General features: G+C 69.0%; 25 protein-coding genes. 13 read left to right on the top strand and 12 right to left on the bottom strand.

Annotated elements, in window-relative coordinates:
- Positions 1-6: 6 nt before the first annotated feature.
- Positions 7-207, top strand: a complete 201-nt coding sequence (locus ACIA8G_RS32985; protein ID WP_396422611.1) for a hypothetical protein — start codon at positions 7-9, stop codon at positions 205-207.
- Positions 208-219: 12 nt separating this feature from the next.
- Here the strand turns inward: ACIA8G_RS32985 and ACIA8G_RS32990 are convergent, their stop codons facing one another.
- The 3 genes from ACIA8G_RS32990 to ACIA8G_RS33000 are packed head-to-tail and all read right to left on the bottom strand — an operon-like array spanning position 220 to position 2,508.
- Complete coding sequence (locus ACIA8G_RS32990) at positions 220-1,206, bottom strand: aldo/keto reductase family protein (RefSeq protein ID WP_396422612.1); 987 nt, start codon at positions 1,204-1,206, stop codon at positions 220-222.
- A gap of 33 nt (positions 1,207-1,239) precedes the next feature.
- Entirely contained in the window at positions 1,240-1,881 is a 642-nt protein-coding gene (locus ACIA8G_RS32995; RefSeq protein ID WP_396422613.1) for a class I SAM-dependent methyltransferase, read from the bottom strand.
- Entirely contained in the window at positions 1,882-2,508 is a 627-nt protein-coding gene (locus ACIA8G_RS33000) for a DUF3043 domain-containing protein (RefSeq protein ID WP_396422614.1), read from the bottom strand.
- 42 nt (positions 2,509-2,550) lie between these two features.
- Here ACIA8G_RS33000 and ACIA8G_RS33005 point away from each other — a divergent pair, with 42 nt between their 5' ends.
- Together ACIA8G_RS33005 and ACIA8G_RS33010 are read left to right on the top strand one after the other, a co-directional pair.
- Complete coding sequence (locus ACIA8G_RS33005; protein ID WP_396422615.1) at positions 2,551-3,585, top strand: glycerate kinase; 1,035 nt, start codon at positions 2,551-2,553, stop codon at positions 3,583-3,585.
- Between the two features lie 105 nt (positions 3,586-3,690).
- Positions 3,691-4,059, top strand: coding sequence for a HesB/IscA family protein (locus tag ACIA8G_RS33010; RefSeq protein ID WP_396422616.1), 369 nt, complete (start codon positions 3,691-3,693; stop codon positions 4,057-4,059).
- 129 nt (positions 4,060-4,188) lie between these two features.
- Here ACIA8G_RS33010 and ACIA8G_RS33015 read toward each other — a convergent pair whose 3' ends face one another.
- Positions 4,189-4,362 (bottom strand): hypothetical protein, encoded by a 174-nt coding sequence (locus ACIA8G_RS33015; protein WP_396422617.1) that lies wholly within the window; start codon positions 4,360-4,362, stop codon positions 4,189-4,191.
- Positions 4,363-4,520: 158 nt separating this feature from the next.
- On the opposite strand from ACIA8G_RS33015, the gene ACIA8G_RS33020 reads away from it, so the two are divergent.
- Both ACIA8G_RS33020 and ACIA8G_RS33025 read left to right on the top strand, forming a co-directional pair.
- On the top strand, positions 4,521-5,453 hold the full coding sequence (locus ACIA8G_RS33020; protein ID WP_396422844.1) for a carbohydrate kinase family protein: 933 nt from the start codon (positions 4,521-4,523) through the stop codon (positions 5,451-5,453).
- A gap of 7 nt (positions 5,454-5,460) precedes the next feature.
- Positions 5,461-6,225: a class I SAM-dependent methyltransferase gene (locus tag ACIA8G_RS33025; RefSeq protein WP_396422618.1), complete on the top strand. Its 765-nt coding sequence runs from the start codon at positions 5,461-5,463 to the stop codon at positions 6,223-6,225.
- A 40-nt stretch (positions 6,226-6,265) separates the two neighbouring features.
- Here ACIA8G_RS33025 and asnB read toward each other — a convergent pair whose 3' ends face one another.
- Positions 6,266-8,194, bottom strand: a complete 1,929-nt coding sequence (asnB, locus tag ACIA8G_RS33030; RefSeq protein WP_396422619.1) for an asparagine synthase (glutamine-hydrolyzing) — start codon at positions 8,192-8,194, stop codon at positions 6,266-6,268.
- A 168-nt stretch (positions 8,195-8,362) separates the two neighbouring features.
- Between asnB and coxB the strand changes: the two genes are divergently transcribed.
- Complete coding sequence (coxB, locus tag ACIA8G_RS33035) at positions 8,363-9,295, top strand: cytochrome c oxidase subunit II (protein WP_396422620.1); 933 nt, start codon at positions 8,363-8,365, stop codon at positions 9,293-9,295.
- A 14-nt stretch (positions 9,296-9,309) separates the two neighbouring features.
- A complete protein-coding gene (locus tag ACIA8G_RS33040) occupies positions 9,310-9,726 on the top strand; it encodes a cytochrome c oxidase subunit 4 (protein WP_396422621.1) in 417 nt (138 codons plus the stop codon).
- 320 nt (positions 9,727-10,046) lie between these two features.
- Here the strand turns inward: ACIA8G_RS33040 and ACIA8G_RS33045 are convergent, their stop codons facing one another.
- The 4 genes from ACIA8G_RS33045 to ACIA8G_RS33060 all read right to left on the bottom strand — a co-directional run bounded on the left by ACIA8G_RS33045 (position 10,047) and on the right by ACIA8G_RS33060 (position 12,791).
- Positions 10,047-10,718: a lysophospholipid acyltransferase family protein gene (locus ACIA8G_RS33045; RefSeq protein WP_396422622.1), complete on the bottom strand. Its 672-nt coding sequence runs from the start codon at positions 10,716-10,718 to the stop codon at positions 10,047-10,049.
- A 146-nt stretch (positions 10,719-10,864) separates the two neighbouring features.
- Positions 10,865-11,917, bottom strand: a complete 1,053-nt coding sequence (gene trpD / locus ACIA8G_RS33050; protein ID WP_396422623.1) for an anthranilate phosphoribosyltransferase — start codon at positions 11,915-11,917, stop codon at positions 10,865-10,867.
- A gap of 7 nt (positions 11,918-11,924) precedes the next feature.
- On the bottom strand, positions 11,925-12,335 hold the full coding sequence (locus ACIA8G_RS33055; protein ID WP_396422624.1) for a hypothetical protein: 411 nt from the start codon (positions 12,333-12,335) through the stop codon (positions 11,925-11,927).
- A 66-nt stretch (positions 12,336-12,401) separates the two neighbouring features.
- The gene (locus tag ACIA8G_RS33060) at positions 12,402-12,791 is read right to left on the bottom strand and encodes a hypothetical protein (RefSeq protein ID WP_396422625.1); all 390 of its coding nucleotides are present in this window, start codon (positions 12,789-12,791) and stop codon (positions 12,402-12,404) included.
- A gap of 93 nt (positions 12,792-12,884) precedes the next feature.
- Here ACIA8G_RS33060 and ACIA8G_RS33065 point away from each other — a divergent pair, with 93 nt between their 5' ends.
- The 4 genes from ACIA8G_RS33065 to ACIA8G_RS33080 are packed head-to-tail and all read left to right on the top strand — an operon-like array spanning position 12,885 to position 17,140.
- A complete protein-coding gene (locus ACIA8G_RS33065) occupies positions 12,885-13,496 on the top strand; it encodes a heme-copper oxidase subunit III (protein ID WP_396422626.1) in 612 nt (203 codons plus the stop codon).
- Positions 13,497-13,548: 52 nt separating this feature from the next.
- Complete coding sequence (locus ACIA8G_RS33070) at positions 13,549-14,361, top strand: c-type cytochrome (RefSeq protein WP_396422627.1); 813 nt, start codon at positions 13,549-13,551, stop codon at positions 14,359-14,361.
- The gene (locus ACIA8G_RS33075; RefSeq protein ID WP_396422628.1) at positions 14,358-15,485 is read left to right on the top strand and encodes a ubiquinol-cytochrome c reductase iron-sulfur subunit; all 1,128 of its coding nucleotides are present in this window, start codon (positions 14,358-14,360) and stop codon (positions 15,483-15,485) included. The genes ACIA8G_RS33070 and ACIA8G_RS33075 overlap by 4 nt, the downstream gene beginning before the upstream one ends.
- Entirely contained in the window at positions 15,482-17,140 is a 1,659-nt protein-coding gene (locus tag ACIA8G_RS33080) for a cytochrome bc complex cytochrome b subunit (RefSeq protein WP_396422629.1), read from the top strand. Before ACIA8G_RS33075 ends, ACIA8G_RS33080 begins: the two co-directional genes overlap by 4 nt.
- A gap of 73 nt (positions 17,141-17,213) precedes the next feature.
- Here the strand turns inward: ACIA8G_RS33080 and ACIA8G_RS33085 are convergent, their stop codons facing one another.
- The 3 genes from ACIA8G_RS33085 to ACIA8G_RS33095 all read right to left on the bottom strand — a co-directional run bounded on the left by ACIA8G_RS33085 (position 17,214) and on the right by ACIA8G_RS33095 (position 19,730).
- Positions 17,214-17,501 carry an Lrp/AsnC family transcriptional regulator gene (locus ACIA8G_RS33085; protein WP_396422630.1) on the bottom strand — a complete coding sequence of 96 codons (288 nt, stop codon included), beginning with the start codon at positions 17,499-17,501 and terminating at the stop codon, positions 17,214-17,216.
- A gap of 79 nt (positions 17,502-17,580) precedes the next feature.
- Positions 17,581-17,955 carry a VOC family protein gene (locus ACIA8G_RS33090; protein WP_396422631.1) on the bottom strand — a complete coding sequence of 125 codons (375 nt, stop codon included), beginning with the start codon at positions 17,953-17,955 and terminating at the stop codon, positions 17,581-17,583.
- Positions 17,956-18,029: 74 nt separating this feature from the next.
- Positions 18,030-19,730 carry a DEDD exonuclease domain-containing protein gene (locus tag ACIA8G_RS33095; protein ID WP_396422632.1) on the bottom strand — a complete coding sequence of 567 codons (1,701 nt, stop codon included), beginning with the start codon at positions 19,728-19,730 and terminating at the stop codon, positions 18,030-18,032.
- Between the two features lie 53 nt (positions 19,731-19,783).
- Here ACIA8G_RS33095 and ACIA8G_RS33100 point away from each other — a divergent pair, with 53 nt between their 5' ends.
- Complete coding sequence (locus ACIA8G_RS33100; protein WP_396422633.1) at positions 19,784-22,675, top strand: tetratricopeptide repeat protein; 2,892 nt, start codon at positions 19,784-19,786, stop codon at positions 22,673-22,675.
- A 14-nt stretch (positions 22,676-22,689) separates the two neighbouring features.
- Positions 22,690-24,021, top strand: a complete 1,332-nt coding sequence (locus tag ACIA8G_RS33105; protein WP_396422634.1) for an NYN domain-containing protein — start codon at positions 22,690-22,692, stop codon at positions 24,019-24,021.
- Positions 24,022-24,069: the final 48 nt, after the last annotated feature.

Below are 24,069 nucleotides of genomic sequence, written 5' to 3' on the forward strand. Positions count from 1 at the left end.
TCGTCCATGGAGTTCCGCTGGCGCTACCAGGATGCACACGGCCGTGACGTCGCGGGCCCCGATGTGACGTTCGCCGACCAGAGTCAGGCAGAAGAGTGGTTCAGCGCCGAGTGGCACGACCTGCTCGACGCCGGGGTCGAGCAGGTCACGCTGCTGCGCTCGGAATCCGAGGTGTACGGCCCGATGAGCCTGCACCCCGCCCAGTAGGAACCGGGTCGATCAGCCTGCGGCGGTCAGCCTCGGGTCGTCCGTGATGACGCCTTCGAGCACGTTGTCGATCTGCTTGAGCACGTCGTCGTCGAGCACGACGTCGATGGCCTTGACGTTCTCGAAGACCTGCTCCGGACGCGACGCGCCGATGATCGCGGACGCGACGTTCGGGTTGCGCAGCACCCACGCGACGGCGAGCTGCGCCATCGTGATGCCCGCTTCCTCGGCGATCGGCTTGAGCTGCTGCACGGCGGTCAGCACGTCGTCACGCATCCAGCGCGCGATCATCTTCGAGCCGCGCTCGTCGGCGAGGCGTGACCCCTCCGGCACCTCGGCGCCCGGCAGGTACTTGCCGGTCAGGATGCCCTGCGCGACGGGGGAGAAGACGATCTGGCTGAGGCCCTCGCGCTCGCACGCCGGGACGACCTGCGGCTCGATGACGCGCCACAGCATCGAGTACTGCGGCTGGTGCGACACGAACGGGACCTGCAGTTCACGGGCCAGTGCGGCACCGCGGGTGATCTGCTCGGCGGTCCACTCGGAGACACCGACGTAGAGCACCTTGCCCTGGCGGACGAGGTCGGCGAACGCCAGCATCGTCTCTTCCAGCGGCACGCTGTAGTCGTACCGGTGGGCCTGGTACAGGTCGATGTAGTCGGTCTGCAGGCGCTTGAGCGACGCGTTGGCCGACTCCAGGACGTGCTTGCGGCCGAGCCCGCGGTCATTGGGGCCTCCGGGACCGGTCGGCCAGTAGACCTTGGTCAGGATCTCCAGCGACTCGCGCCGCTCACCCTTGAGCGCCCGGCCGAGCACCGACTCCGCGGCGGTGTTGGCGTAGACGTCGGCGGTGTCGAACGTCGTGATGCCCGACTCGAGTGCCGCCTTCACGCAGGCGTGGGCCTGCTCTTCCTCGACCTGGGAACCGTGGGTGAGCCAGTTCCCGTACGAGATCTCACTGATGCTCAGGCCGCTGCGGCCGAGTCGACGGAACTTCATACATCGGAGCTTAAACCGAAATCGTTCGTCCTGCTAATGAAATTCTGGTGCCCGCCAGACCAGTGAGTACCGCCAGAACACGTGCCTGCGGATGCGTGCGCCCGGCGTGATCTCCGCGGCCGCCGCACGGATCTCGGGCAACGTCGGCGCCGTGTTCACGACCGGCATCTCGGTGTCGTGGGGCTTGCCGCCGGTGCCGTTGATGGCTTTGGCGAGGCCGACGACGGCGTTCGCGGGCAACGTGACCAGCTCCATCGCCATGTCGGCACGCGTCGCCATCATGTACAGGCCGACGACGATCAGCGTTCCGCCGGGCTTGGTCAGCTCGGCAAGCCTGGTGAGCCCCTCGCGCAACGGAAGGTGGTGCAGGCTCGCCTCGGCGGTGACGACGTCGTAGCGCCCGAGGTCGTGGGTCAGCACGTCGCCGTGGATCCACTTGATCCGGTCGCTCGTCGCGCTCGTCGCGCTCGCGCGTTCGATCATGCGAGCGCTGGCGTCGATCGCGGTGACCTCGTCGGCCTTCAGCGCTCGCGCCAGATCACCGAGGCCGCAGCCGACGTCCAGCGCCGAGGAGACCTGAGACGGCAACTGCCGGAGCAGCCAGCGGCGGTACCACTCGTTGTGGTTCCACCGCAGCTTCTCCGGCAGCTGAAGCTTGCGCTGCTTCTCGCGCAACTACTTGATGGCGTCGCCCGGCTTCACGCGCGGCTTCGGGACGCGCAGTCGACGCAGCTGGCTCGCGCGGATGAACGAGTACCAGCCGATCGAGATGCCCTTGATCGGCTCGGTCGGGAACTTCTCCCGCACCTTCCGCGTGACGATCCGGCCGAGGATGAGGCCCTCGATGATCATCGCGATCAGCATGAACGTCGTCGCGAGCGTCGCGTACCGCTGGACCGCCAGCGACGGCGTCAGCAGCGCCACGAACACCAGGATCGCGAGCGGCATGAACAGGCCCATGAGGTTGCGGCGCGAGTCGACCAGGTCGCGGATGTACGCCTTCAGCGGACCCCGGTCACGCGGCAGCAGGTACTTGTCGTCGCCCGCCATCATGCGCTGGCGGCGCTCGGTGGCCGCGGCACGGCGTTCTTCCTTGCTGACCTTGTTGCCGCGCATGCGCTTGAACGCCTCGCGCTGTGTGCGGGGCGGCGGCGGAACCGGACCGGACCGCCGGCCCTGCGCCTCACGCCGCTTCGGCGTGGGCCTGCCCTTGCCCGCCGTGCGGGTGGAGTCGGTGCCCTCGGCGGCCGGCTCGGTGGCCGGGGCTTCGGTGTCGGCGGAGTTGCGGCGCAGGAACCTCACGACCACAGGGTAGGACAGTGGTTCTTCTGTACCTTTCGCGAGGTGCGCGTACTCATCGCTCCGGACTGCTTCGGCGGCACCCTGACCGCCCGCGAGGCCGCCGACGCCATCGCCACCGGCTGGCGGGAGGCGAAACCCGACGACGTCGTCGTCGAACGCCCGCTGGCCGACGGCGGCCCCGGCTTCGTCGACGTCCTGCACGCCGCGCTCGGCGGTGATATCCGATATATCACCGTGACGGGCCCGCTGGGCAAGCCCGTCGAAGCCCGCTGGCTGCAGCACGACGGGTCGGCCTACATCGAGTCCGCGGAAGCCTGCGGCCTGCACCTCATCCCCGCGGAACTCCGCCCGGAATCCTGCGAAACGGCGACGACGCGTGGCGTGGGGGAGCTCATCGCGGCAGCCGCGGTTGACAACGATGTCATCACGATCGGCCTGGGTGGCTCGGCCACCACCGACGGCGGCGCCGGCATGCTCGCCGCGCTCGCCGACCCGGAAACGGGCGCGGCCGTGGACCTGACTGATATATCGCTGGTGGCGGCGTCGGACGTCGAGAACCCGCTGCTCGGCCCGCACGGCGCCGCGCGGACGTTCGGCCCGCAGAAGGGCGCGTCCCCGGAAGCGGTCGAACGCCTCGAAGCGAAGCTCGCGGCGATGGACGTCCTCAAACCCGTATCCGATATATCAGGTGCGGGCGCGGCCGGCGGCCTGGGCGCGGCGCTCCTGTCGCTGGGCGCGACGGTGCGGTCCGGCGCAGGACTCGTCCGCGAACTCACCGGTCTCGACGCCGCAATCGCCGACGCCGACGTCGTCGTCACCGGCGAAGGCAGCTTCGACTGGCAGTCGCTGCGGGGCAAGCTCATCACCGCCGTCGCGGGCGGCGCCGCGGAGCGCGGACTGCCGTGCATCGCCATCGCCGGTCAGGTGTCCGTCGGGCGCCGCGAGATGGCCGCCGCGGGCGTCCAGCAGGCCTACTCGGTGTCCGAACACGTCGGTTCTGTGCAAAAGTCGATTGCGGACGCCCGCAAAAGTCTCATTGCAACGGCACAGCACGTCGCGCGGCAGTGGTCTACGTGACGTTCGACATGAGGTCCCGCTGTGGGACCATGGAAGTGGAACAAAGCGGGGAACGCCCGTGTTGCTGAAGGGCGAACCGCCCGCAAAGGACCTCTTAGGAGAGCCATGACGACCGCTCAGGATGCCACTTCGACCTCCGAGGCGCCGAGCCACGGCGTGACGCTGACCGATGCGGCCGCCGTGAAGGCCAAGGCGCTGCTCGACCAGGAGGGCCGCGACGACATGCACCTGCGCATCGCCGTCCAGCCCGGTGGTTGCGCGGGTCTGCGCTACCAGCTGTTCTTCGACGAGCGTGCGCTCGACGGTGACGCGCTGGTCGACTTCAACGGCATGAAGGTCGCCGTTGACCGGATGAGCGCCCCGTACGTCGAAGGTGCAGTCATCGACTTCGTGGACACGATCGAGAAGCAGGGCTTCACGATCGACAACCCGAACGCCGGCGGGTCCTGCGCCTGCGGCGACTCGTTCCACTAAGGCGAACACGCGCGAGGCCGCGTTCCCGCACTGACGGGAACGCGGCCTCGCGCTGTGTTGACCAGGTGGTGAGAACGAGGGAAGCCGCCAGGTGCGAGCCGGGCAGACTCGGGGTGTGAGTCCCGCCGATCAGACGCCGTACTCGCCGAGGCCTTCGACCTGGCGGGTGCTCCGGTCGTCGATCTGCCAGGCCGCGGCCGCCCGCGGGGCGGGAAGGGGGTGCTCGGGGTGTGTCAGAGCGAAGGGGAGCTGCGCGCAGTCCTCGATCAGCTCACTCATCGTGGTCGCCTCAGGGATCGTCACTTCCCGACCGTATGACGGTGGTCTGACCTGCGGTAGACCTACCAAACGGTAGTCTTCACTGCTGCACTCATCCGGGTGAGTTGTCACGTACAGCAACAAGAGGAAAGAGGGCCGACGTGCCGGTAGCCGTGTGCGGGAGCATCGCGACCGACCATCTGATGCACTTTCCGGGTCGTTTCGCGGACCAGCTGGTCGCGGAGCGTCTCGACCGCGTGTCGCTGAGCTTCCTCGTCGACGACCTCGTCGTCCGCAGAGGAGGCATCGGCGCGAACATCGCGTTCGGGCTCGGTGTGCTCGGGGTGCGGCCCGTGCTCGTGGGCGCCGTCGGCAAGGACTTCGACGACTACCGCTCGTGGCTCGAGCGGCACGGTGTCGACACATCCGGCGTGTACGTGTCCGAGGTCGCGCACACCGCGCGGTTCGTCTGCACGACGGACGACGACATGTGCCAGATCGCCTCCTTCTACGCCGGTGCGATGGCCGAGGCGCGCAACATCGAGCTGGCGCCGATCGCGGGCCGCGTCGAGAACATCGAGCTGGTCGTGATCAGCCCGGACGACCCGGCCGCCATGCTCCGCCACGCCGACGAGTGCCGTCAGCGCGGCTACCGGTTCGCCGTCGACCCGTCGCAGCAGCTCGCCCGCATGGACGGTGAGCAGGCGCGCGCGTTCATCGAGGGCGCCGAGTACCTGTTCAGCAACGACTACGAGTGGGAACTGCTGCTGCAGAAGACCGGCTGGACCGAGGCGGACGTCCTCGCCCGCGTCGGCAAGCGCGTCACCACGCTCGGCGCCAAGGGTGTCGAGATCGTCGACCGCGACGGCTTCTCGCTGCACGTCCCCGCCGTGCCCGAGGTCTCGAAGACCGACCCGACCGGTGTCGGCGACGGTTTCCGCGCCGGTTTCCTGGCCGGGATCACCGCCGGGCTGAGCCTGGAGCGCGCCGCTCAGCTCGGTTCGTTCATCGCGGTCGAGGTGCTCGAAACCGTTGGCACGCAGGAGTGGGTGCTGGACCGGGAGTCGGCGCTGGCTCGCATTCGTGGCGCATTTGGCGACGAAGCTGCTGAGGAGATCGCCCCAGTCCTGCCATGATCGGACAATGGGGACGTACCTGTTCGGCAACGCCGGCGAGTTGCTCGATCCGCAGTTCGACGCGCTGAGCTCCCTGCTCGACGCGGGCACGTTCGCCCGCGTCGAGCGGCTCGGCATCACCGACGGCTGGCGCTGCCTCGAGGTCGGCGGCGGTGGCGGATCGGTGGCGACCTGGCTCGCCGACGTCGTCGCACCGTCCGGGCACGTGACGGTCACCGACATCGACGTCTCACGGCTCGAGGAACGCGACAACGTCACCGTCCTCGAACACGACGTGGTATCCAATATATTGCCGGGAAACGCGTTCGACCTGGTCCACGCCCGGCTGGTGCTGTTCCACCTCCCCGCCCGCGACGCGGTCCTGCGCAAGCTGCGCGACTCGTTGCGTCCCGGCGGCTGGCTCGTGCTCGACGAGTTCGACTGCCTGCCGCTCGAGGTCCTCGCGGCCGCTCCCGACGACGCGAAGCTGATCATGCGGGTGAAGAACGCCCTGCTGACGTTGCTCGAACACGCCGGCGCCGAACTGGCGTGGGGCGCGCGCATCGAGAAGGCGTTGGTCGACACCGGACTGAACGACGTCAGCGGGTCCCGCGAGGTGCAGGAGTGGGAGGGCGGCTCGCCGGGGTGCCGGCTGCTCGCCACGACCGCGCGCCAGGTCCGCGCGAAGCTGCCGCTCTCCGACGCCGAGTTCGACCGCTACCTGGAGCTGATGGCGTCGCCCGAGACCGTCGTGAGCTCGTACGCCATCTGCAGCGCCCAGGGACGCCGGTAAACGAAAGGGCCCCTCCGGAGAGGGGCCCCTGCGCGAGAACCTAGAGCTTGACCGGGTAGTGCGGCTCCGGCACCACCGGCTTGATGCGGCCCTCGACGAAGATGCCGTGCCAGATCATGAACACCAGCAGCGCCCAGATGCGGCGGCTGTGGTCGAGCACGCCGGAGCGGTGCTCCTCGATCAGGCGCAGCACCGCCGTCTTGTCGATGTACTGGTCGGTCTGCGACGAGCGGACGATGTCGACCGCCCAGTCGTGCATCTCGTCCTTGAGCCAGTGCCGGATCGGCACCGGGAAGCCGAGCTTGCGGCGGTTCAGCACGTGCGCGGGCACGATGTCGCGGATCGCCTTGCGCAGCGCGAACTTCGTGGTGTCCTTCGTGATCTTCAGCTCGCTCGGGATCTGCGAGGCGATCTTGAAGACCTCGGGGTCCAGGAACGGGACCCGCAGCTCCAGCGAGTTCGCCATGGTCATCTTGTCGGCCTTGACCAGGATGTCGCCGCGCAGCCACGTGAACAGGTCGACGTGCTGCATGCGCGTGACCGGGTCCCAGGCGCGCGACTCGCGGTAGGGCTGGGCCGTGGCGTCCGCGTGCGAGATCGCCGGGTCGTACGTGCGCAGCACCTGACGCAGGTGGTCGTCGAGGAAGATGCGCGCGTTGCCGTAGTAGCGCTCCTCCAGCGTGAGCGCGCCGCGGCGCAGCAGGTCCTTGCCGCGCACGCCGTGCGGGATCTTCGTCGAGACCTTGCCCATGGCCTTGCGCAACGCGCCTGGCACCTTCTCGAACCCCGCCAGCGACAACGGCTCGCGGTAGATCGTGTAGCCGCCGAAGAGCTCGTCCGCGCCCTCACCGGACAGCACGACCTTCACGTGCTGGCGCGCCTCGCGCGCGATGAACCACAGCGGCACCAGCGCCGGGTCCGCCACCGGGTCGTCCAGGTACCAGGTGATCAGCGGCAGGGAGTCCATCATCTCCTGCGCGCTGACCGTGCGGACGACGTGCTTCACGCCGATCAACGCCGCCGACTCCGCCGCCACGTCGACCTCGGAGAAGCCCTGGCGCTCGAAACCCGTCGTGAACGTGATCAGGTCCGGGTTGTGCTCCTTGGCCAGCGCGGCCACGACCGTGGAGTCGATGCCGCCGGACAGGAACGAGCCGACCGTGACGTCCGCGCGCATGTGCTTGGCGACCGAGTCGCGCAGCGCCGCCGTGATCTCGTCGTAGAGCGCGTCCGCCTCGGCCTCGCTGCGGACCGTGCGGATCTTGAAGTTCGCGGGGAAGTAGCGCTCGGTGGTGAGCTGACCGCCCGGCTGCAACGTGAACGACGTGCCCGACTCGATGCGGTGGATCTGGTCGTGCAGCGACGCCGGCTCCGGCACGTACTGCAGGATCAGGTAGTGCTGCAGGGCCCTGCGGTCCATCTTCGGATCGATGCCGAGCGTGCCGGCGATCTCCAGAAGGATCTTCTTCTCGCTGGAGAACGCGATGCCCTGGGAACCGCTCGCGTAGTAGAGGGGCTTGATGCCGAACGGGTCGCGGCCGCCGAAGACGACCTTGCGCTCGGAGTCCCAGATCAGGAACGCGAACATGCCGCGCAGCTTCGTGATCGCCGCGGGGCCGAAGTAGTGGTAGGCGGCGACGATGGTCTCGGTGTCGCCATCGGTGTGGAAGACCGCGCCGTACTTCTCGGTGAGCTCGGCGCGCAACTCCAGGTAGTTGTAGATCTCGCCGTTGAAGTTGATCGTGTAGCGGCTCGGCGACTCCGCCGGGCCCCACGTCAGCGGCTGGTGGGAGTGCTCGATGTCGATGATGGCGAGCCGGTTGAAGCCGAAGACGACCTCGTCCACCCGCCTGGTGCCGCTCTCGTCCGGGCCGCGGTGCCGCATGCAGCGCAGCGCACTCTCGACGGCCGGACGCGCGTTCTCGGCCTCGTTCTCGCTAGGGCTGACCAGTCCTACCAGGCCGCACAAGGCTCTCGCACCTCTCAGAGATCCGACGGGGAAGTGCCCAGTATGCCGAAGCTGCTCTATGTGACCGAAACTGCACCGCAGGGGCGGTGCCCCCAAGGGGTGAGTGCCGTTGCGCTGGGCTACGCTCCCGCTTGATCCGTTGGCATGGAACGAGGAGGCGGGCGAGCAGTGGGCCTGAAGGAGGGCACCAGGGCATCCCGGCTGGTGAAGACCGCTGGGCTGGTAGGCCTGGTCGGCATCGGGGCCACCGGTTGCTCCACGGACGAGGTGCTGCGCTTCGGATGGCCGCAGGCCGTCACGCCGCAGGCCGAGAGGATGCGCGAGCTCTGGACCTGGTCCGTGATCGCCGCGCTCGTCGTCGGCGTCATCGTGTGGGGTCTGATCCTGTGGTCGGTGGTGTTCCACCGCAAGAAGTCGGAGGAGCTGCCGCGTCAGACGGCGTACAACCTCCCGCTGGAGATCGTGCTCATCGTCGTGCCGACGGTGATCGTGGCGGTGTTGTTCTACTTCACCGCTGTCACGCAGAACTACATCACCGACAAGTCCGGCAAGCCGGACGTGAACGTCGACGTGATCGCGTTCCAGTGGAACTGGGAGTTCCAGTACCCGGACCACAAGACCGAAGAGGGCAAGGTCGTCAGCACGGTCGGCACCTCGGGCGAGGTCCCGATCATGGTGCTGCCGGCGCACAAGCGCATCCAGTTCACGCTGCGCTCGACCGACGTCATCCACTCGTTCTTCGTGCCGGAGTTCCACTTCAAGCGGGACGTCTTCCCGGAGCCGAAGAAGAACAACCAGGACAACGTCTTCCAGATCGACCAGATCGATCGTCCGGGTGCGTTCGTCGGCCGTTGCGCCGAGCTCTGCGGTTCGTACCACGCGGTGATGAACTTCGAGGTCAGGGCCCTGAACGAGGCCGACTTCGACAGGTACATCGAGCTCCGCAAGGAGATCAACTCCAAGACGGGCAAGCCGTACACCACGGCCGAGGCGCTCGCTCAGGTGAACTGCGGTGAGCTGTGCGCGCCGCTGGCCACCACGACCACCCCGTTCAACACCGACCGGACGGCCCGCGAGGCCTCCGGCGCGGGTCAGAAGTAGGGACACGCCCCGCGATGAAGATCGAAGCTCGCGTATTCGACCTGGTGATGGCCTTCTCGTTCCTGATGGCCGTCGTCTACGGCTACTGGACGCACCGCGACACCGGCGCGGTCGAGCCCACCGGCACGGTGGCGCTCGCCCTGACCGGCGGCCTGGCGCTCATCGTCGGCACGTACTTCCGGTTCGTCGCCCGCCGCATCGAGGTGCGGCCGGAGGACAACCCCGAGGCCGAGGTCTCCGACGGTGCCGGTGAGCTGGGCTTCTTCAGCCCCGGCTCGTACTGGCCGATCGGCCTCGCGGCCGCCGCGGCGACCGCGGGTGTGGCCGTCGCCTTCTGGCACGTGTGGCTGCTGGTGATCGCCGTCGTCCTGGTGCTGGTGGCGGTCGGTGGCCTGGTGTTCGAGTACCACACCGGTCCCAATCACGACTGACGCTGTCAGGACTGACGCTGCACGACTGATATCCCGTATATCGGATATCGCTCTCGCCTGAGGCCCCCTCCATCGCGGAGGGGGCCTCAGGCGTTTTGGTCCGGTTCCGCGCGCACTGGACCACTGATATCCACCATGTGATATATCGCATATTGGATATCAGAGACAACGTTGTCATCGGCCGACGAACCGCCCGATATCCCGTATGCGATATATCGGCAGGCGGCACCTGATATATCGCATACGGGACGCGAAAGGGCCCTCCCTGCCTGGACGGCGGGGAGGGCCCTTTCGCGGGGTCTGAGAGCGCGCAGGAAGCGCTACGCGGCGACCGGGGTCTTCTGGTACGCGTCGACGTACTCCTGGCCGCTCAAGTCCAGGATGCGGTAGATGATCTCGTCGGTGACGCTGCGCAGCACCGGCAGCGAGTCCTGCATGCCGTCGTAGCGGCTGAAGTCGAGCGGCTCGCCGAAGCGGATCGTCACGGGCACGATCTTCGGGAACCTGCTGCCGACCGGCTGCACCTTGTCCGTGCCGACGATGCCGACCGGGATGACCGGGGCGCCGGACTCGAGCGCCATGCGGGCGACGCCTGTGCGGCCGCGGTGGAGCATGCCGTCGAGCGAGCGGGTGCCCTCCGGGTAGATGGCGAACGCGTCGCCGCGCGCCAGGATCTCGGCGGCCGTGTCGAGCGCGGCGCGGGCGTCGCGGCCCTTGCCGCGGTGCACCGGGACGTGGCCCAGCGACGAGAAGAACCAGCGCGACAGCGATCCCTTCACGCCGGTGCCGGTGAAGTACTCCGCCTTGGCGAGGAACGACACGCGCCGCGGCACCACCATCGGGATCACGACGCTGTCGATGAAGCTGAGGTGGTTGGACGCCAGGATGACGGGGCCGTCGGTGGGGATGTTCTCCAGACCCTCTACCACCGGGCGGTAGACAAGACGGGCTGCGCGCGCGACGACGTGCTTCATCACCGGGTAGAGGACCATGCCTCCAGCATTCCAGGTGGCGATTGCCACCGCGTTACCACGTGGTGCGCATCTCCACCCCGTCACTCGCTCGGACTACGCCGATGCGGCGGCCGTGCGAGCGCGGTCACGCACCAGACGCGATGCGTGACCGTTAGACCCTCGAACTAGCCCTTCAGCGACTGGGAGAGCTCCACCCAGCGGCTCAGCAACGTGGCCGCCTTGCCCGAGTCGATGGCCTCGGCGGCGCGGCTCAGCGCGGCCGCCAGGTCGGCGTGCAGGTCGGCGGAGAACCCGCCGTGCGCCGCGATGGCGCCTGCCGCGTTCACGAGCACCGCGTCCCGCACCGATCCCGTCTTGCCGGCCACCAGGTCGCGGACCACCTGGGCGTTGACGGACGCGTCGCCGCCCTTGAGGTCCTCCTCGCGGGCCGGCTTCACCCCCAGCACCGCCGGGTCGATGGTCTCCGTGCGCACGACGCCGTCCTGCGCGAGCCACGCGGACGTCGTCGTGGTCGTGGTGATCTCGTCGAGGCCGTCGTCGCCGCGCACCACCAGCGCCGTGTGGTTGCGCCGTGCGAACACGCCGGCGATCAGCGGCGCGGCGGAGGCCCGCGCGCAGCCGATGAGGCCGACCGTGGGCTGGGCCGGGTTCGTCAGCGGGCCGAGCAGGTTGAACGACGTCGGGATGCCGATCTCGCGCCGCACCGGGCCCGCGTGCCGGAACCCGGGGTGGAAGACCGGCGCGAAGCAGAAACCGATGCCCAGCTCCCGCACGGTCGCCTGCACGCCCTCCGGCGGCAGGTCGATCGCGACGCCCAGCGCCTCCAGCACGTCCGCCGTCCCGCACTGCGACGACGCGGCCCGGTTGCCGTGCTTCACCACGGGCACGCCCGCGGCCGCCGTGACGATCGCGGCCATCGTCGAGATGTTCACCGAACCGGAGTGGTCGCCACCGGTGCCCACGATGTCCGCCGCGCGCACGTCCACCGTGAAGCGGCGCGCGTGGTTCAGCATCATGGTCGCCAGGCCGTCGATCTCCTCCGGCGTCTCACCCTTCGCGCGCAACGCGACGATGAACGCCGCCACCTGCGCCGGGGTCGCCTCGCCGGACATCACCCGGTCCATGCCCCAGGCGGTGTCGTCCGCGGTCAGGTCGACGCCGTCGAGCAGGCGGTTGAGCAGTGATGGCCAGGTGCGCGCAGAACTCGTGTCCGCCATCGCGCGATCAGCCCTTGACGACGGGCAACGCCAGGCCCCGCAGCACCTCGGCCACGGTCTCGGCGGCGGCCAGCGGGTCCAGCGGGTGCACGAGCACCGCGTCGGCCTGCGACCAGGTCGCGAGCCAGCGGTCGTCCTTGCGGCGCACCGCGACGACGACGGGCGGGCAGTTCGTGATCTCGTCCTTGAGCTGGCGGGACAGGCCCATGCCGCCGGTCGGCTGCGCCTCGCCGTCGAGGATCAGCAGGTCGACCGTGCCGTTGTCGACCTCGTAGAGGACGTCGGCGATCGTGCCCACCTCGACGTAGTCGACGCGCGGCAGGTCCGGCGCCGGACGGCGGCCGACCGCAGTGATGATCGTCTCACGCACCTCGGGTCGGTGGCTGAACACCAGGATCTTCGTGGTCTGCGTGCTCATCTCGCGATCCTCCGCTGCGACTTCTTGACTGCGGTCATGAGAAAAGTGACCAAGGTCGCCGCGATGCTATCTGGCCGGTTGCAGCGCGTCCCACCCCAGGGCGTCACCGCCGAGGCGCTGCGCCAGTGATGCCATTCGAGACCGCTCCTGGGCGCAGTGCAGAGCGTCGAGCCTCTGCACCCGACTGATATGCGATATATCACCTGCGACGATCACCCAGCCGTCCGGTGCGAGCAGTTCGCGTGCACGTTCGACCTGGTCAGACGGGATGCGCAGGTGGTGGCGCAGGACCGCGAGCTCGTCGGCGCGCCACTGCGGGGAGCGGGCCAGTGCAGCCGAATCCGCCTCCGCGAAGTCGAACGCCTCGACGACCACGACGAGGCCGGGATCGTCGATCGACAGCGACGGTTCGTCCCGTCGCCGCAGCCAGTCCCGCAATCGGCCCAGTACGTCCATCCGTTGATCTCCTCGCGATCACGCGCTGTGTGACTCAGCCGACCCATGATCTGCCCAGGACCCGATGGGCGGACCAAATAAGCGCAAGCAATAATGCTGCCCGTGACCACGGCAGCGCCTTCAATCGGCCAGCGCGTGCACTCGCTGAACCGCCCGAACATGGTCAGCGTCGGCACGATCGTCTGGCTGTCCAGCGAGCTCATGTTCTTCGCTGGCCTCTTCGCCATGTTCTTCACGGTGAAGGCCCAGAACGACACCGGGCATTGGCCGCCAGCGCCAACCCACCTCAACGTCCCCTACGCGACGGTCTTCACGATCATCCTGGTCGCGTCGTCGTTCACGTGCCAGTGGGGCGTGTTCGCGGCGGAGCGGGGTGACGTCTTCGGTCTTCGCCGCTGGTACATCGTGACGCTGATCATGGGCGCGATCTTCGTGGGCGGCCAGGCTGGCGAGTACTTCAACCTCGTCCACGAGGGCACGACGATCCCGGGGTCGGCCTACGGAACGGTCTTCTACCTGACGACCGGCTTCCACGGCCTGCACGTCATCGGCGGTCTGATCGCGTTCGTCTTCCTGTTGATCCGGACGAAGCTGAGCAAGTTCACGCCGGCGCAGGCCACCGCATCGATCGTCGTGTCGTACTACTGGCACTTCGTCGACGTCGTGTGGATCGGGCTTTTCGCCATCATCTACATCGTGCCCTGACCTGCTCCCCAGCCACGAGCTCCCGAACTGACAGCAAGGGTTGCCGCACACCATGACCACCACTCCGAAACGCCCCCGCGGCGCCCGCACGAAGCTGCGCCGCCGCGTGGCCGGCCTGCTCGCGCTGGGCTTCGGCCTGCTGAGCGCCGGCATGCTGTTCGCCGCGTTCGCGCCCCAGGCCCAGACCGCGCAGGCGCAGCAGCAGGACGCGCTGGTCCGCCAGGGCGAGCAGATCTACCTCAACACCTGCATGAACTGCCACGGCGAGTCCCTGCAGGGTGTCCAGGACCGCGGCCCCAGCCTCGTCGGCGTCGGCGACGCCGCGGTGTACTTCCAGACTTCCTCCGGCCGCATGCCCATGGCGCGCCAGGAGGCTCAGGCCATCCGCAAGCCCGCGAAGCTCTCCCCCGAGCAGATCAACGCGCTGATGGCCTACATCACGGCGAACGGCGGCGAGGGCCCGAAGAAGCCCTCCGAGAACGGCGAGGCCCTGCGCGGCGACAACCCGGCGCGCGGTGGCGAGCTCTTCCGCCTGAACTGCGCCAGCTGCCACAACTTCACCGGCCGCGGTGGTGCCCTGTCGTCCGGCAAGTTCGCGCCGGCCCTCGACGGTGTCACCGAGGAGCAGATCTACACGGCGATGCTCACTGGACCACAGAACATGCCCAAGTTCGGTGAGCGCCAGCTGACGCCGGAAGAGAAGAAAGACATCATCGCGTACGTCAAGTCGGTCACCGACGGAAACAACAACTCCGGCGGTAACCCCCTGGGCGGGTTCGGACCCGTGTCCGAGGGATTGATCGCGTTCATCGTGGGTATCGCCGCGCTCATCGGCGTGACCCTCTGGATCGGAGCCAAGGCATGAGCGGCGACAAGCCGACCGAGCTGCCCAGCGAGGCAGAGCTCGCGGAGATGAGCCGGGACGAACTCGTCAAGCTCGGCACCAAGCTGGACGGCGTCGAGCTCGTTCACTACGAGGAGCGGTTCCCGGTCCCCGGCACCCGCGCAGAGCGTCGCGCTCAGCGTTCGGTGGCCGCGTGGTTCCTGATCTCCGCGCTGGCCGGTGTGGCCTTCCTCGGTGTGTTCCTGTTCTGGCCGTGGCAGTACGAGGCCCCGCACACCGACGGCCACCTGCTGCACATGCTCTACAACCCGCTGATCGGCCTGCTGCTGGGCCTGTCGGTGCTGGGTCTGGGCATCGGCGCGCTGCTCTACACCAAGAAGTTCATCCCCGACGAGATCGCGGTGCAGCAGCGTCACGACGGCCCGTCGGCCGCGGTGGACCGCGCCACGCTGGTCGCCGAGATGGCCGACGCGGGTGACCGCAGCGGCATCGGCCGCCGCAGCCTGATCAAGCGCACCGCCGGTCTCGGCGCGGGCGTGCTGGGTCTGGGCATCACGGTCGTGCCGCTGGGTGCGCTGGTCAAGAACCCGCACTCGGACAGCGAGACCAAGGCCTCGCTGTGGCACACCGGCTGGAAGCCGGAGAAGCCGGGCGAGAAGGTCTACCTGCGCCGGCACACCGGCAACTTCCACGAGGTCTCCCTGGTGCGTCCCGAGGACGTCGAGCCGGGCGGCTTCGAGACGGTGTTCCCGTTCCGCGAGTCCGAGCGCAACGACGAGCACGCGCTGGTCGCGGCCCTCAAGCGGGCCGACGCGCCGGTCATGCTCATCCGCATGCGCCCGAACCAGGCGGTCACCAAGCGCGCCGGTCAGGAAGACTTCAACTACGGCGACCTCTACGCGTACTCCAAGATCTGCACGCACCTGGGTTGCCCGACGTCACTGTTCGAGCAGCAGACCGGTCTGCTGCTCTGCCCGTGCCACCAGTCGCAGTTCGACGTCTTCGAATACGCCAAGCCGCGATTCGGCCCGGCGACCCGTCCTCTGCCGCAGCTTCCGATCACTGTGGACGAAGAGGGATACTTGGTTGCCCGCAGCGACTTCATCGAGGCTGTGGGTCCGGCGTTCTGGGAGCGGAAGTCATGAGTGCCATCACCACTCCGACGAAACCGGCCAACGCGGCCGCACGGGTCGCTGGCGCGGCAGCCAACGCTGCTGACGAGCGCTTCCATGCCGCCAAGGGCATTCGTCACCAGATGAACAAGGTCTTCCCGACGCACTGGTCCTTCCTGCTCGGTGAGATCGCGCTGTACAGCTTCATCGTGCTGCTGCTGTCGGGCACGTACCTCGCGCTGTTCTTCGACCCGTCGATGACCGAGGTCACCTACAACGGCTCGTTCGAGAACCTGCGCGGCATCGAGATGTCGCGGGCGTTCGCCTCGACGCTCGACATCTCGTTCGAGACCCGCGGTGGCCTGTTCGTCCGCCAGGTGCACCACTGGGCCGCGCTGCTGTTCATGGCCGCGATCGTCGTGCACATGTTCCGGATCTTCTTCACCGGCGCGTTCCGCAAGCCGCGTGAGATCAACTGGGTCATCGGCATCGTGCTGTTCATGCTCGGCGCGATCGAGGGCTTCCTCGGCTACTCGCTGCCGGACGACCTGCTCTCCGGCACGGGCCTGCGCGTCATGGCGGCGTTGCTGATCTCGTTCCCGGTGGTCGGCACCTGGATCAACTGGCTGATGTTCGGCGGGGAGTTCCCCGGCACGGACATCATCCCGATGCTCTACACCGCGCACATCCTGATCATCCCGGCGATCATCCTGGGTCTGATCGCGGCGCACCTGGCGCTGGTCTGGTACCAGAAGCACACGCAGTTCCCCGGCGTGGGCCGCAAGGAGACGAACGTCGTCGGTGTCCGCATCATGCCGGTGTTCGCCGCGAAGGGCGGTGGCTTCTTCGCCATCGTCGTCGGCGTCATCGCGATCATGGGTGGCGTCTTCCAGATCAACCCGATCTGGAACTTCGGCCCGTACAACCCCGCGCAGATCTCCGCCGGTTCGCAGCCCGACTGGTACATGGGCTGGACCGACGGACTGGTCCGCATCTGGCCCGCGTGGGAGTTCTACCTGGGCAACTACACGATCCCGGCGGCGTTCCTGCCGTTCATCCTCGGCCTGCCGCTGCTGACCGGCATCGCGGCGGTCTACCCGTGGATCGAAAAGAAGATGACCAAGGACTACGCGCACCACAACCTGCTGCAGCGCCCGCGTGACGTGCCCGTCCGCACCGCGCTCGGCTGGATGGCGATCACGTACTTCATGGTCCTGCTGCTCATGGGCGGCAACGACATCTTCGCGTACAAGTTCGACATCTCGTTGAACCTGACGACGTGGATGGGCCGCATCGGCATGCTGATCCTGCCGCCGATCGCGTACTTCGTCGCCTACCGCATCTGCATCGGTCTGCAGCGCGGCGACCGCGAGGTGCTCGAGCACGGTGTCGAGACCGGCATCATCAAGCGCCTGCCGCACGGCGAGTTCATCGAGATCCACCAGCCGCTCGGCCCGGTGGACGACCACGGCCACCCGATCCCGCTCGCCTACCAGGGCGCGTCGGTGCCGAAGAAGATGAACAAGCTCGGCTCGGCCGGTCACCCGGTCGCCGGCAGCACGTGGTCCCCGGACCCGGTCGAGGAGACCGTGGCGCTGGAGAACGCGAAGCACAAGAACGTGCTGGAGTCGGGCACCGAGGAGAATGCAGGCGAGCTCGCGGGCAAGCCGGCCGACCCGAAGGCCTGACCTCCAGGGTCACCAGTAGTGCGAAGAGCCCCCGTGCAGCTGCACGGGGGCTCTTCGTTTGCGTCTGGGGCTGTTACTGCGAGTCGTCCAGGCCGATCGCGAACGCCGCTTCGTCGTCCCGCTTCGAGTAGCTGCGGAACGCGATGTGCGTGTCGGTGTTCAGCACGCCGGGGACCTTGCTGATCTTGCCGGGCACCAGGGCGGCGAGGTCCTCGTGCTTGCTGACCCGCACGAGCGCGATCAGGTCGACGTCACCCGCGCAGGAGTACACCTCGGTGACTCCGTCGATGTCGGCGATCTCCTGCGCCGCCTCGGGAATGCGTTCGGCGGCGGCCTGGATCAGCACGATGGCGGTGACCACGGCGTCCTCCTCTGGTCTCAGCACTGGTGTCTCAAGCACCCGTAGTCTGCCCTACCAGCTGATCGCGGGCGTGGGGACGTCACCGCACCGCGGGGCTCATGAACTCCAGCCGGTTGCCCACGGCGTCGAACGCGTGGAACCGCCGGTAGGCCGGGAAGTTCTCGTCCCACGTGACCTCGGTGCCCGCGGCCGTGAGTCGCTCGGCGAGCGCGTCCAGGTCGCCGACGAGGATGCCCGGATGCGCCTTGCGCGCGGGCTGGAACCCCGCCTCGACGCCGAGGTGGATCTCCAGCGAACCCGACCGCACCCACAGCCCGCCGCGGGCCGCCAGCGCGGGAGGCTTCGCCACCTCCTCCAGGCCGAGCACGCCGACGTAGAAGGCGCGGCATTCCTCCTCAGCGCCCGCCGGGATCGCCAGCTGAACGTGGTGCAGGGCGTAACCGAGATCGCTCACGATCGCGATTTTGCGCCTGGAACGCCTTGTTCGGTTGTGGATCGGCCAGGCTCGGCTCCTTTCGGCGGATCGGGTCAGTTCTTCCAGTCGGACAGGGGACGGGCGCTGGAGGCCTGCTCGGCCCAGGGCACCCACGCCGCCGCAGCACCGGCGGGGGAGGCCCACGGCTCGTCCGCGTACACCAGGCGGGTGCCCGGCTGGTCGAGCCACCGCAGCACCACACCGGCCTCCTCAGGCGGTGCGCCACGCAGCGGCCCGGCCGTCGGCACCACGGTCTCCGCCGCGGCGACCAGCGCGTCGACGACCGGCATCGGCCGGGTGCCGCGGCGGGCCACCCCGGCCGAGGCCAGCCGGCCGTAGCGCACCACCGAGAACTCCCAGCCGCCCGCACGGTCCGGCCGGGCCGCCACGAGTTGCGGCAGCGCGGCGAGGGCCGTCAGGCGTTGGGCTCGGTCGAGCGACCGGACCAGGCCCGCGGCCCGGTCACGGCGCCGTGCCGCCTCCTCGAAGCGCTCGGCCGAGGCCAGCGCGCCCAGTTGCGCGACGAGCGTGCGTAACGGGTCCGCGCTTCGTCCGACCACCAGATCGCGCACCGCCACCACCGCGGGGGAGTACTCCTCCACGCTCTGGTGGCCCGCGCACGGTGCCCGGCACTTGCCCAGCTCGGCCAGTGCGCACGGGGACGCACGCTGGTTCGCCGCCGGGATCTTGATCGTGCACGAGCGCAGCGGCACGGCGTCGAGCAGCGCGTCCGCCACCGACTCCGCCGCCTGACGCGTGCGGAACGGGCCCAGCGCTCCGTCACGCGGGGTTCTGACCAGCGACAACCGCGGGAACGGCTCGTCGGTCAGCACCAGCCACCACGCGTGGTGCGGGTTCTTCGATCTTCGGTTGTAGGCCGGCCGATGCGCGCGCAACAGCCGCAGCTCACGCACCTCCGCTTCCAGCGGGTGTGCGCACTCCACGGCGTCGACGCGCACCGCGAGCGCCACCATCTCGCGGAGCCTGCGCCTGCCTTCGCTGGCCGTGAAGTACTGCCGCACCCGCCGACGCAGGTCCGACGCCGTGCCGACGTAGAGCACCTCTTCTTTCGGGCCGCGGAAGAGGTACACACCCGGCGAGGACGGCAGATGCGCGGCCAGCGAGCGCTTGCGGCGTTGTTCCGGCGTCACCTCCGGCAGGTACGCCAGCAACTCCTCCAGCGAGTGCACGCCGACGTTGCCGACGCGCTCCAGCAGCCGGTGCAGCACCTCGACGGTCGCCTTGGCGTCGGCCAGCGCCCGGTGCGTCGGCCGGGTCGAGGTGCGGAAGAGATCGGCCAGCGCCGACAGCCGGCACGACGGCGCCTCGTCGCGGCTCAGCACGCGCCGCGCCAGCTTCACCGTGCAGACCACCGACGGTTTCGGCCACCGGTACTCGTGCCGTTCGCAGGCCGCCTTGAGGAACCCGATGTCGAAGCCGGAGTTGTGCGCCACCAGCACCGCTCCGGCCGCGAACTCGAGGAACGCGGGCAGCACCGTGCGCAGCCTCGGCGCGCCCGTGACCATCAGCTGCGTGATCCCGGTCAGCTGGGCCACCTGCGGCGGGATGCCGCGCTCGGGATCGACGAGCGTGGCGAACTCGCCGAGCACCTCGCCGCCGCGCACCTTCACCGCGCCGATCTCGGTGATCGCGTCCTCGCCGGCACTTCCGCCCGTCGTCTCCAGGTCGAAGACGACGAACGTCGTGTCGCGCAGCGGCGTCCCGAGCTCGTCGAAGGACAGTTGACCGGTCACCGGGCTGACGTTAGCGATGGGGTCTGACAATTTTTCCGGCTAACCTCGCGTGAGTGCGGATCACGCTTCTGGGACCTTCCGGTTTGGCCCTCAGCGTCCGGCAGCGCTCGCTGCTTGCCGCATTGGCGTTGCAACCTGGCCACGTGGTGGGCTCGGAGCGACTGATCGAGTCCATGTGGGGTGTGGACGAGAAGCCCATGCACGTCAACGCGCTGCACCAGCAGGTGTTCCGGTTGCGGCAGGCGTTGGACGGCATCGTCGTGTCCACTCAAGGTGATGGCTACGTGCTCGAAGCCGGGCCTGATGATGTCGATCTGCACCATTTCCGCCATCTCGTCACGAATGCGCGCGCTCTGGAGGATGACGCGGCGGCCGCGCGATTGTTCGAGGCGGCCTTGGCGTTGTGGCAGGAGGAACCGCTTGCCGATCTCCCCGCCGCACCGCCGTGGAGCGACGTCCGTGCGGCGTTGGAGGAGGAACGGCTCGAAGTCGTCGAGGACGACCTCGAACGCCGGCTGCGCCTCGGGGACGACGTCTCCGTCGCGCTGCGAGAGCTGAGCGACCGGTATCCGGACCGGCAACGGCTGCGCGAGTTGCAAGCCGGTGTCGCGGTCGAGCCGGTGCATCGAGTTGTGCCGCATCAGCTCCCCAGGGGCCTGCCGGACTTCACCGGTCGCGAGTCCGCGCTGGCGGAGCTGGAGGCCATCGGTCGCACGGTCGTCATCACCGCGATCGACGGCACCGCGGGTGTCGGCAAAACCGCGCTGGCGCTGCATCACGCGCATCGCGTCGCCGAGCAGTTTCCCGATGGCCAGCTGTACGCGAACCTGCGCGGCTTCGATCCGGACACGCCGCCGTTGCCACCGGGCGATGTGCTGGTGCGGTTCCTGCGCGCACTCGGGATCGCCGGTCCGCGCATCCCGCAGCGACTGGAACAACAGGCCGAGCTGTATCGAATGTTGTTGCGGGACAGGCGAACACTGGTCGTGCTGGACAACGCGGCGAGTGTCGACCAGGTGGCGCCGCTGCTCCCGGACAGCGACGGCTGCCGAGTGGTGATCACCAGCCGCAACCGGCTCGCCGGCGTGGACGCGTGGCCGGTGTTGCTGGACGTGATGTCGCCGGAAGAAGCGATCGCGTTGCTGCGCGGACTGCTCGGCGACGCGCCGGAACTGCCTGAGCTGGCCCGGCTGTGCGGGTATCTGCCGCTCGCCTTGAGGATCGCGGCGGCGAACGCCACCGGTGCGGTCGCGGAACTGGTCGAGGACCTGCGCGAAGAAGGCAGCAGGCTCGCCGCGTTGAGTGTCGACGAGGACGAACGTCTCGCCGTGCGCGCCACATTGGACCTCTCGTTCCGCACCCTCTCCTCTGGTGCGCGGGAATTGTTCCGCAAGCTCGGTGCCGTTGCCGGGCACGACTTCACCGCCGAAGTGGCGGCGTTGCTCGTTGCCGAGCCGGAGTTGGACGAGCTGGTCACGGCGAATCTCGTGGAACGCCAAGGTGATCGCTACCACCTGCACGACCTGGTGCGGTTGTACGCGCGCGGTTTGCTGACAGAGGAGGAGACCGACGCACTGCGCACGAAGCTTGCGTTGTGGCACAGCGACTCTGCGGCCAACGCCTCGCGCATGTGTTACGCCGCCGACGACGTGCTGCTGGAGACGGCGGGCGGACGGACGTTCGACACGGCCGCGGAAGCATTGGCGTGGCTGGACGCGGAGAAGGCGAACCTGGTGGCGGTCGCGGCCACCGGCCCGTCGGCGTGGCGGATGGCGGACGCGGTGCACAGCTTCTTCTCCGCGCGCCGTGACCACGTGAGCTGGACCGTCGTGCGAGAAGCCGGTCTCGCCGCGGCGAGGCGGGAAGGGGAGGTGCGCGGCGAGGCAGCGGTGCTCGGGAGTGAGGCGATCGCGCGGATGTACTCCGGCCGATCGAGCGAGGCACTGGTGTTCGCGCACCAGGCGCTCGAGCTGGCCGAACGCGAGAACTGGCTGCCCGGCACACTCCGGTTCCTGACGGTGATCGGGCACGTCTGCCGCGAGATCGGTGACATCGACCGTTCCGCCGAGTGCTACCTGAGGGTGGCGCGGCTCAGCGAGGAGGCCGGCCTGCCCCGGCGGCAGGCCTACGCGTTGTCCCAGATCGGCTCGACGTGCTGGCTGCAGGGCAGGCTCGCGGACGCCGAGGCGCACCACCGGCGGTCGTTCGCGATCGATCAGCAGGTCGGCATCAGGTCCGGGCGGTCGCTGGCCGAGCTCGCCTGTGCGCTGCGTGACCAGGGGCGACTGGACGAGGCGCTGGTGGCGGTGGAGCAGTCCTTGGTGGAGCTCAGGGCGCTCGGGCAGCGTGGCCTGGAGTCCTACGTGCTCGACGACCTGTCGGCGGTGCACCGGGAGGCCGGGCGGTTCGAGCTCGCGCTGGCGGCCGGACACGAGGCGTTGCAGATCGCTCTCGAGGTGAACGACCCTGGTGGTGAGGTGGACGCACGGCACAGCATCGGCGCCGTGCTGCTGAGGATGGGCGATCCGGGGGCAGAGGAGGAGTACCGCCGCGCGGTGTCCGTTGCGCAACGCATCGGCTATCGGCACGGGGAGGCGCAGTCACTCGCGGGTCTCGGACGGGTGACGGGACGTGCCGAGCACCTCCACCAGGCGCTGGCCATCGCGCGCCAGCACGGATACGGCCTGATCGAGGGCACGGCCCTGACCGGGCTGGCCTCCGCGCACCTCGCGGTCGATCTCGAACGGGCGTTGAAATTCGCTCAAGAGGCCGTTGACCTGCATCGACGCAACGGTTGCCGCCTCGGTGAGGCGCGCTCGCTGGTGGTGCTCGGGCACGGTCGTGAAGGTGCCTGGGAGGAGGCGTTGGCGATCTTCGCCGAGATCGGTGTTCCGGAGGCCGGAGATGTCCGTGCGCTGCTCAAGCGCGGGGGCTCTAGCCTGTAGCGGTGCCCGACCCGATGCCCGAGCCAGAGTACGACCCGCCTGCCGAGGAGGTAGGCGAGTCCACTGTGGACTGGTCCGCCCTGCCGGAGCCGCTGCGGGTGAGACTGGCGGAACTGGGCGCCGACGCGCTGGGCGAGATGGCGAAGGTCGACGTGCCTCAGCACCTGCGACCAGTGGCGAAGTTCGCCCCGACCAAACGGGCCCGGCTCGGCGGTGCGCAGGTGGTCGCCGGCCTGCGGGACTCCGCGAACTTCCGCACGGCCGTCGTGGAGTGGTTGCGCAAGAACCGGCCGTCCACGCTGGAGGTGACGTCGCCGGACCCGGTGACGGCTGCCTCGGCGGCGATGCTGACCGGTGACGATGTCGCGCCTCATTACGTGGAGCTGGTGTCGCGGCGGGTCGGTGACGCGACGCTGCGGGCGGAGCGGGACGCCGCGGTGACGCGGGCGGAGCGGCTGGAAGGTGACCTGGAGCGGTTGCGGGCCGAACGCAGCCAGCTCGACGGCGCCACCGAACGCGTCCGCGCGGACGCCGAGATCGAGCTGGAACGCCTGCGCAAGCGATTGCGCGAGCAGGGCGTGAAGCTGCGCGAGGCCAAGGACGCCGCCGAGGCCGCGGGGGCCGAGGTGGGCAAGATCCAGCAGCGCACGGCCGAGGAGGTCAAGCGCCTCACCGCCGAGCGCGACCGGGAGCGGGAGCGCGCCGAGACCGAGCGGGGCAAGGCGCAGCGGGCGATCGCGGACGCGGAGGTGGCGCGGCAGTCCGCGCGGGAGGCCCGCCAGGCGGACGAGGTGCGGCTCGCGCTGCTCGTCGACACGCTCGACGGTGCAGTGACGGGCCTGCGTCGCGAACTGGCTCTCGGCGGGACCGGGCCGCGTCCTGCCGACCTCGTGCGCGGCGCCAGCGCGTCGCAGGGGACCGTCGGACGGGTGGAGGACCCGGCCGCGCTGGACCGGTTGCTGGCGTTGCCCGCGGTGCACCTGGTGGTGGACGGCTACAACGTCACCAAGACCGGGTATCCGGAGCTGTCGCTGTCGGATCAGCGTGACCGGCTCGTGCATCAGCTGGCCGTGCTGGCCGCGCGCACGGGTGCCGAGGTGACGCTGGTGTTCGACGGCGCCGGGGTGGTGGCTGTGCCGGCGGCGGCGCCTCGGGGCGTGCGTGTGCTCTTCAGCGACCCCGGTGTGCTGGCCGATGACGTGATCCGGGCGTTGGTGACCGCGGAGCCGGAAGGGCGGCCCGTGGTGGTGGTGACGTCGGATCGCGCGGTTGCCGATTCGGTGCGCCGGCGGGGTGCGCACCCCGTGCCGTCCGCCGTGTTGCTGGCCCGGCTCGGGCGCGTTTGATCACCCGGTAGCCTGACGCCGTCGATCTTGACGGTCTTGTTCTCGCGA

It is taken from the genome of Lentzea sp. NPDC051213 (assembly GCF_044455585.1).
Taxonomy (GTDB): Bacteria; Actinomycetota; Actinomycetes; order Mycobacteriales; family Pseudonocardiaceae; genus Lentzea.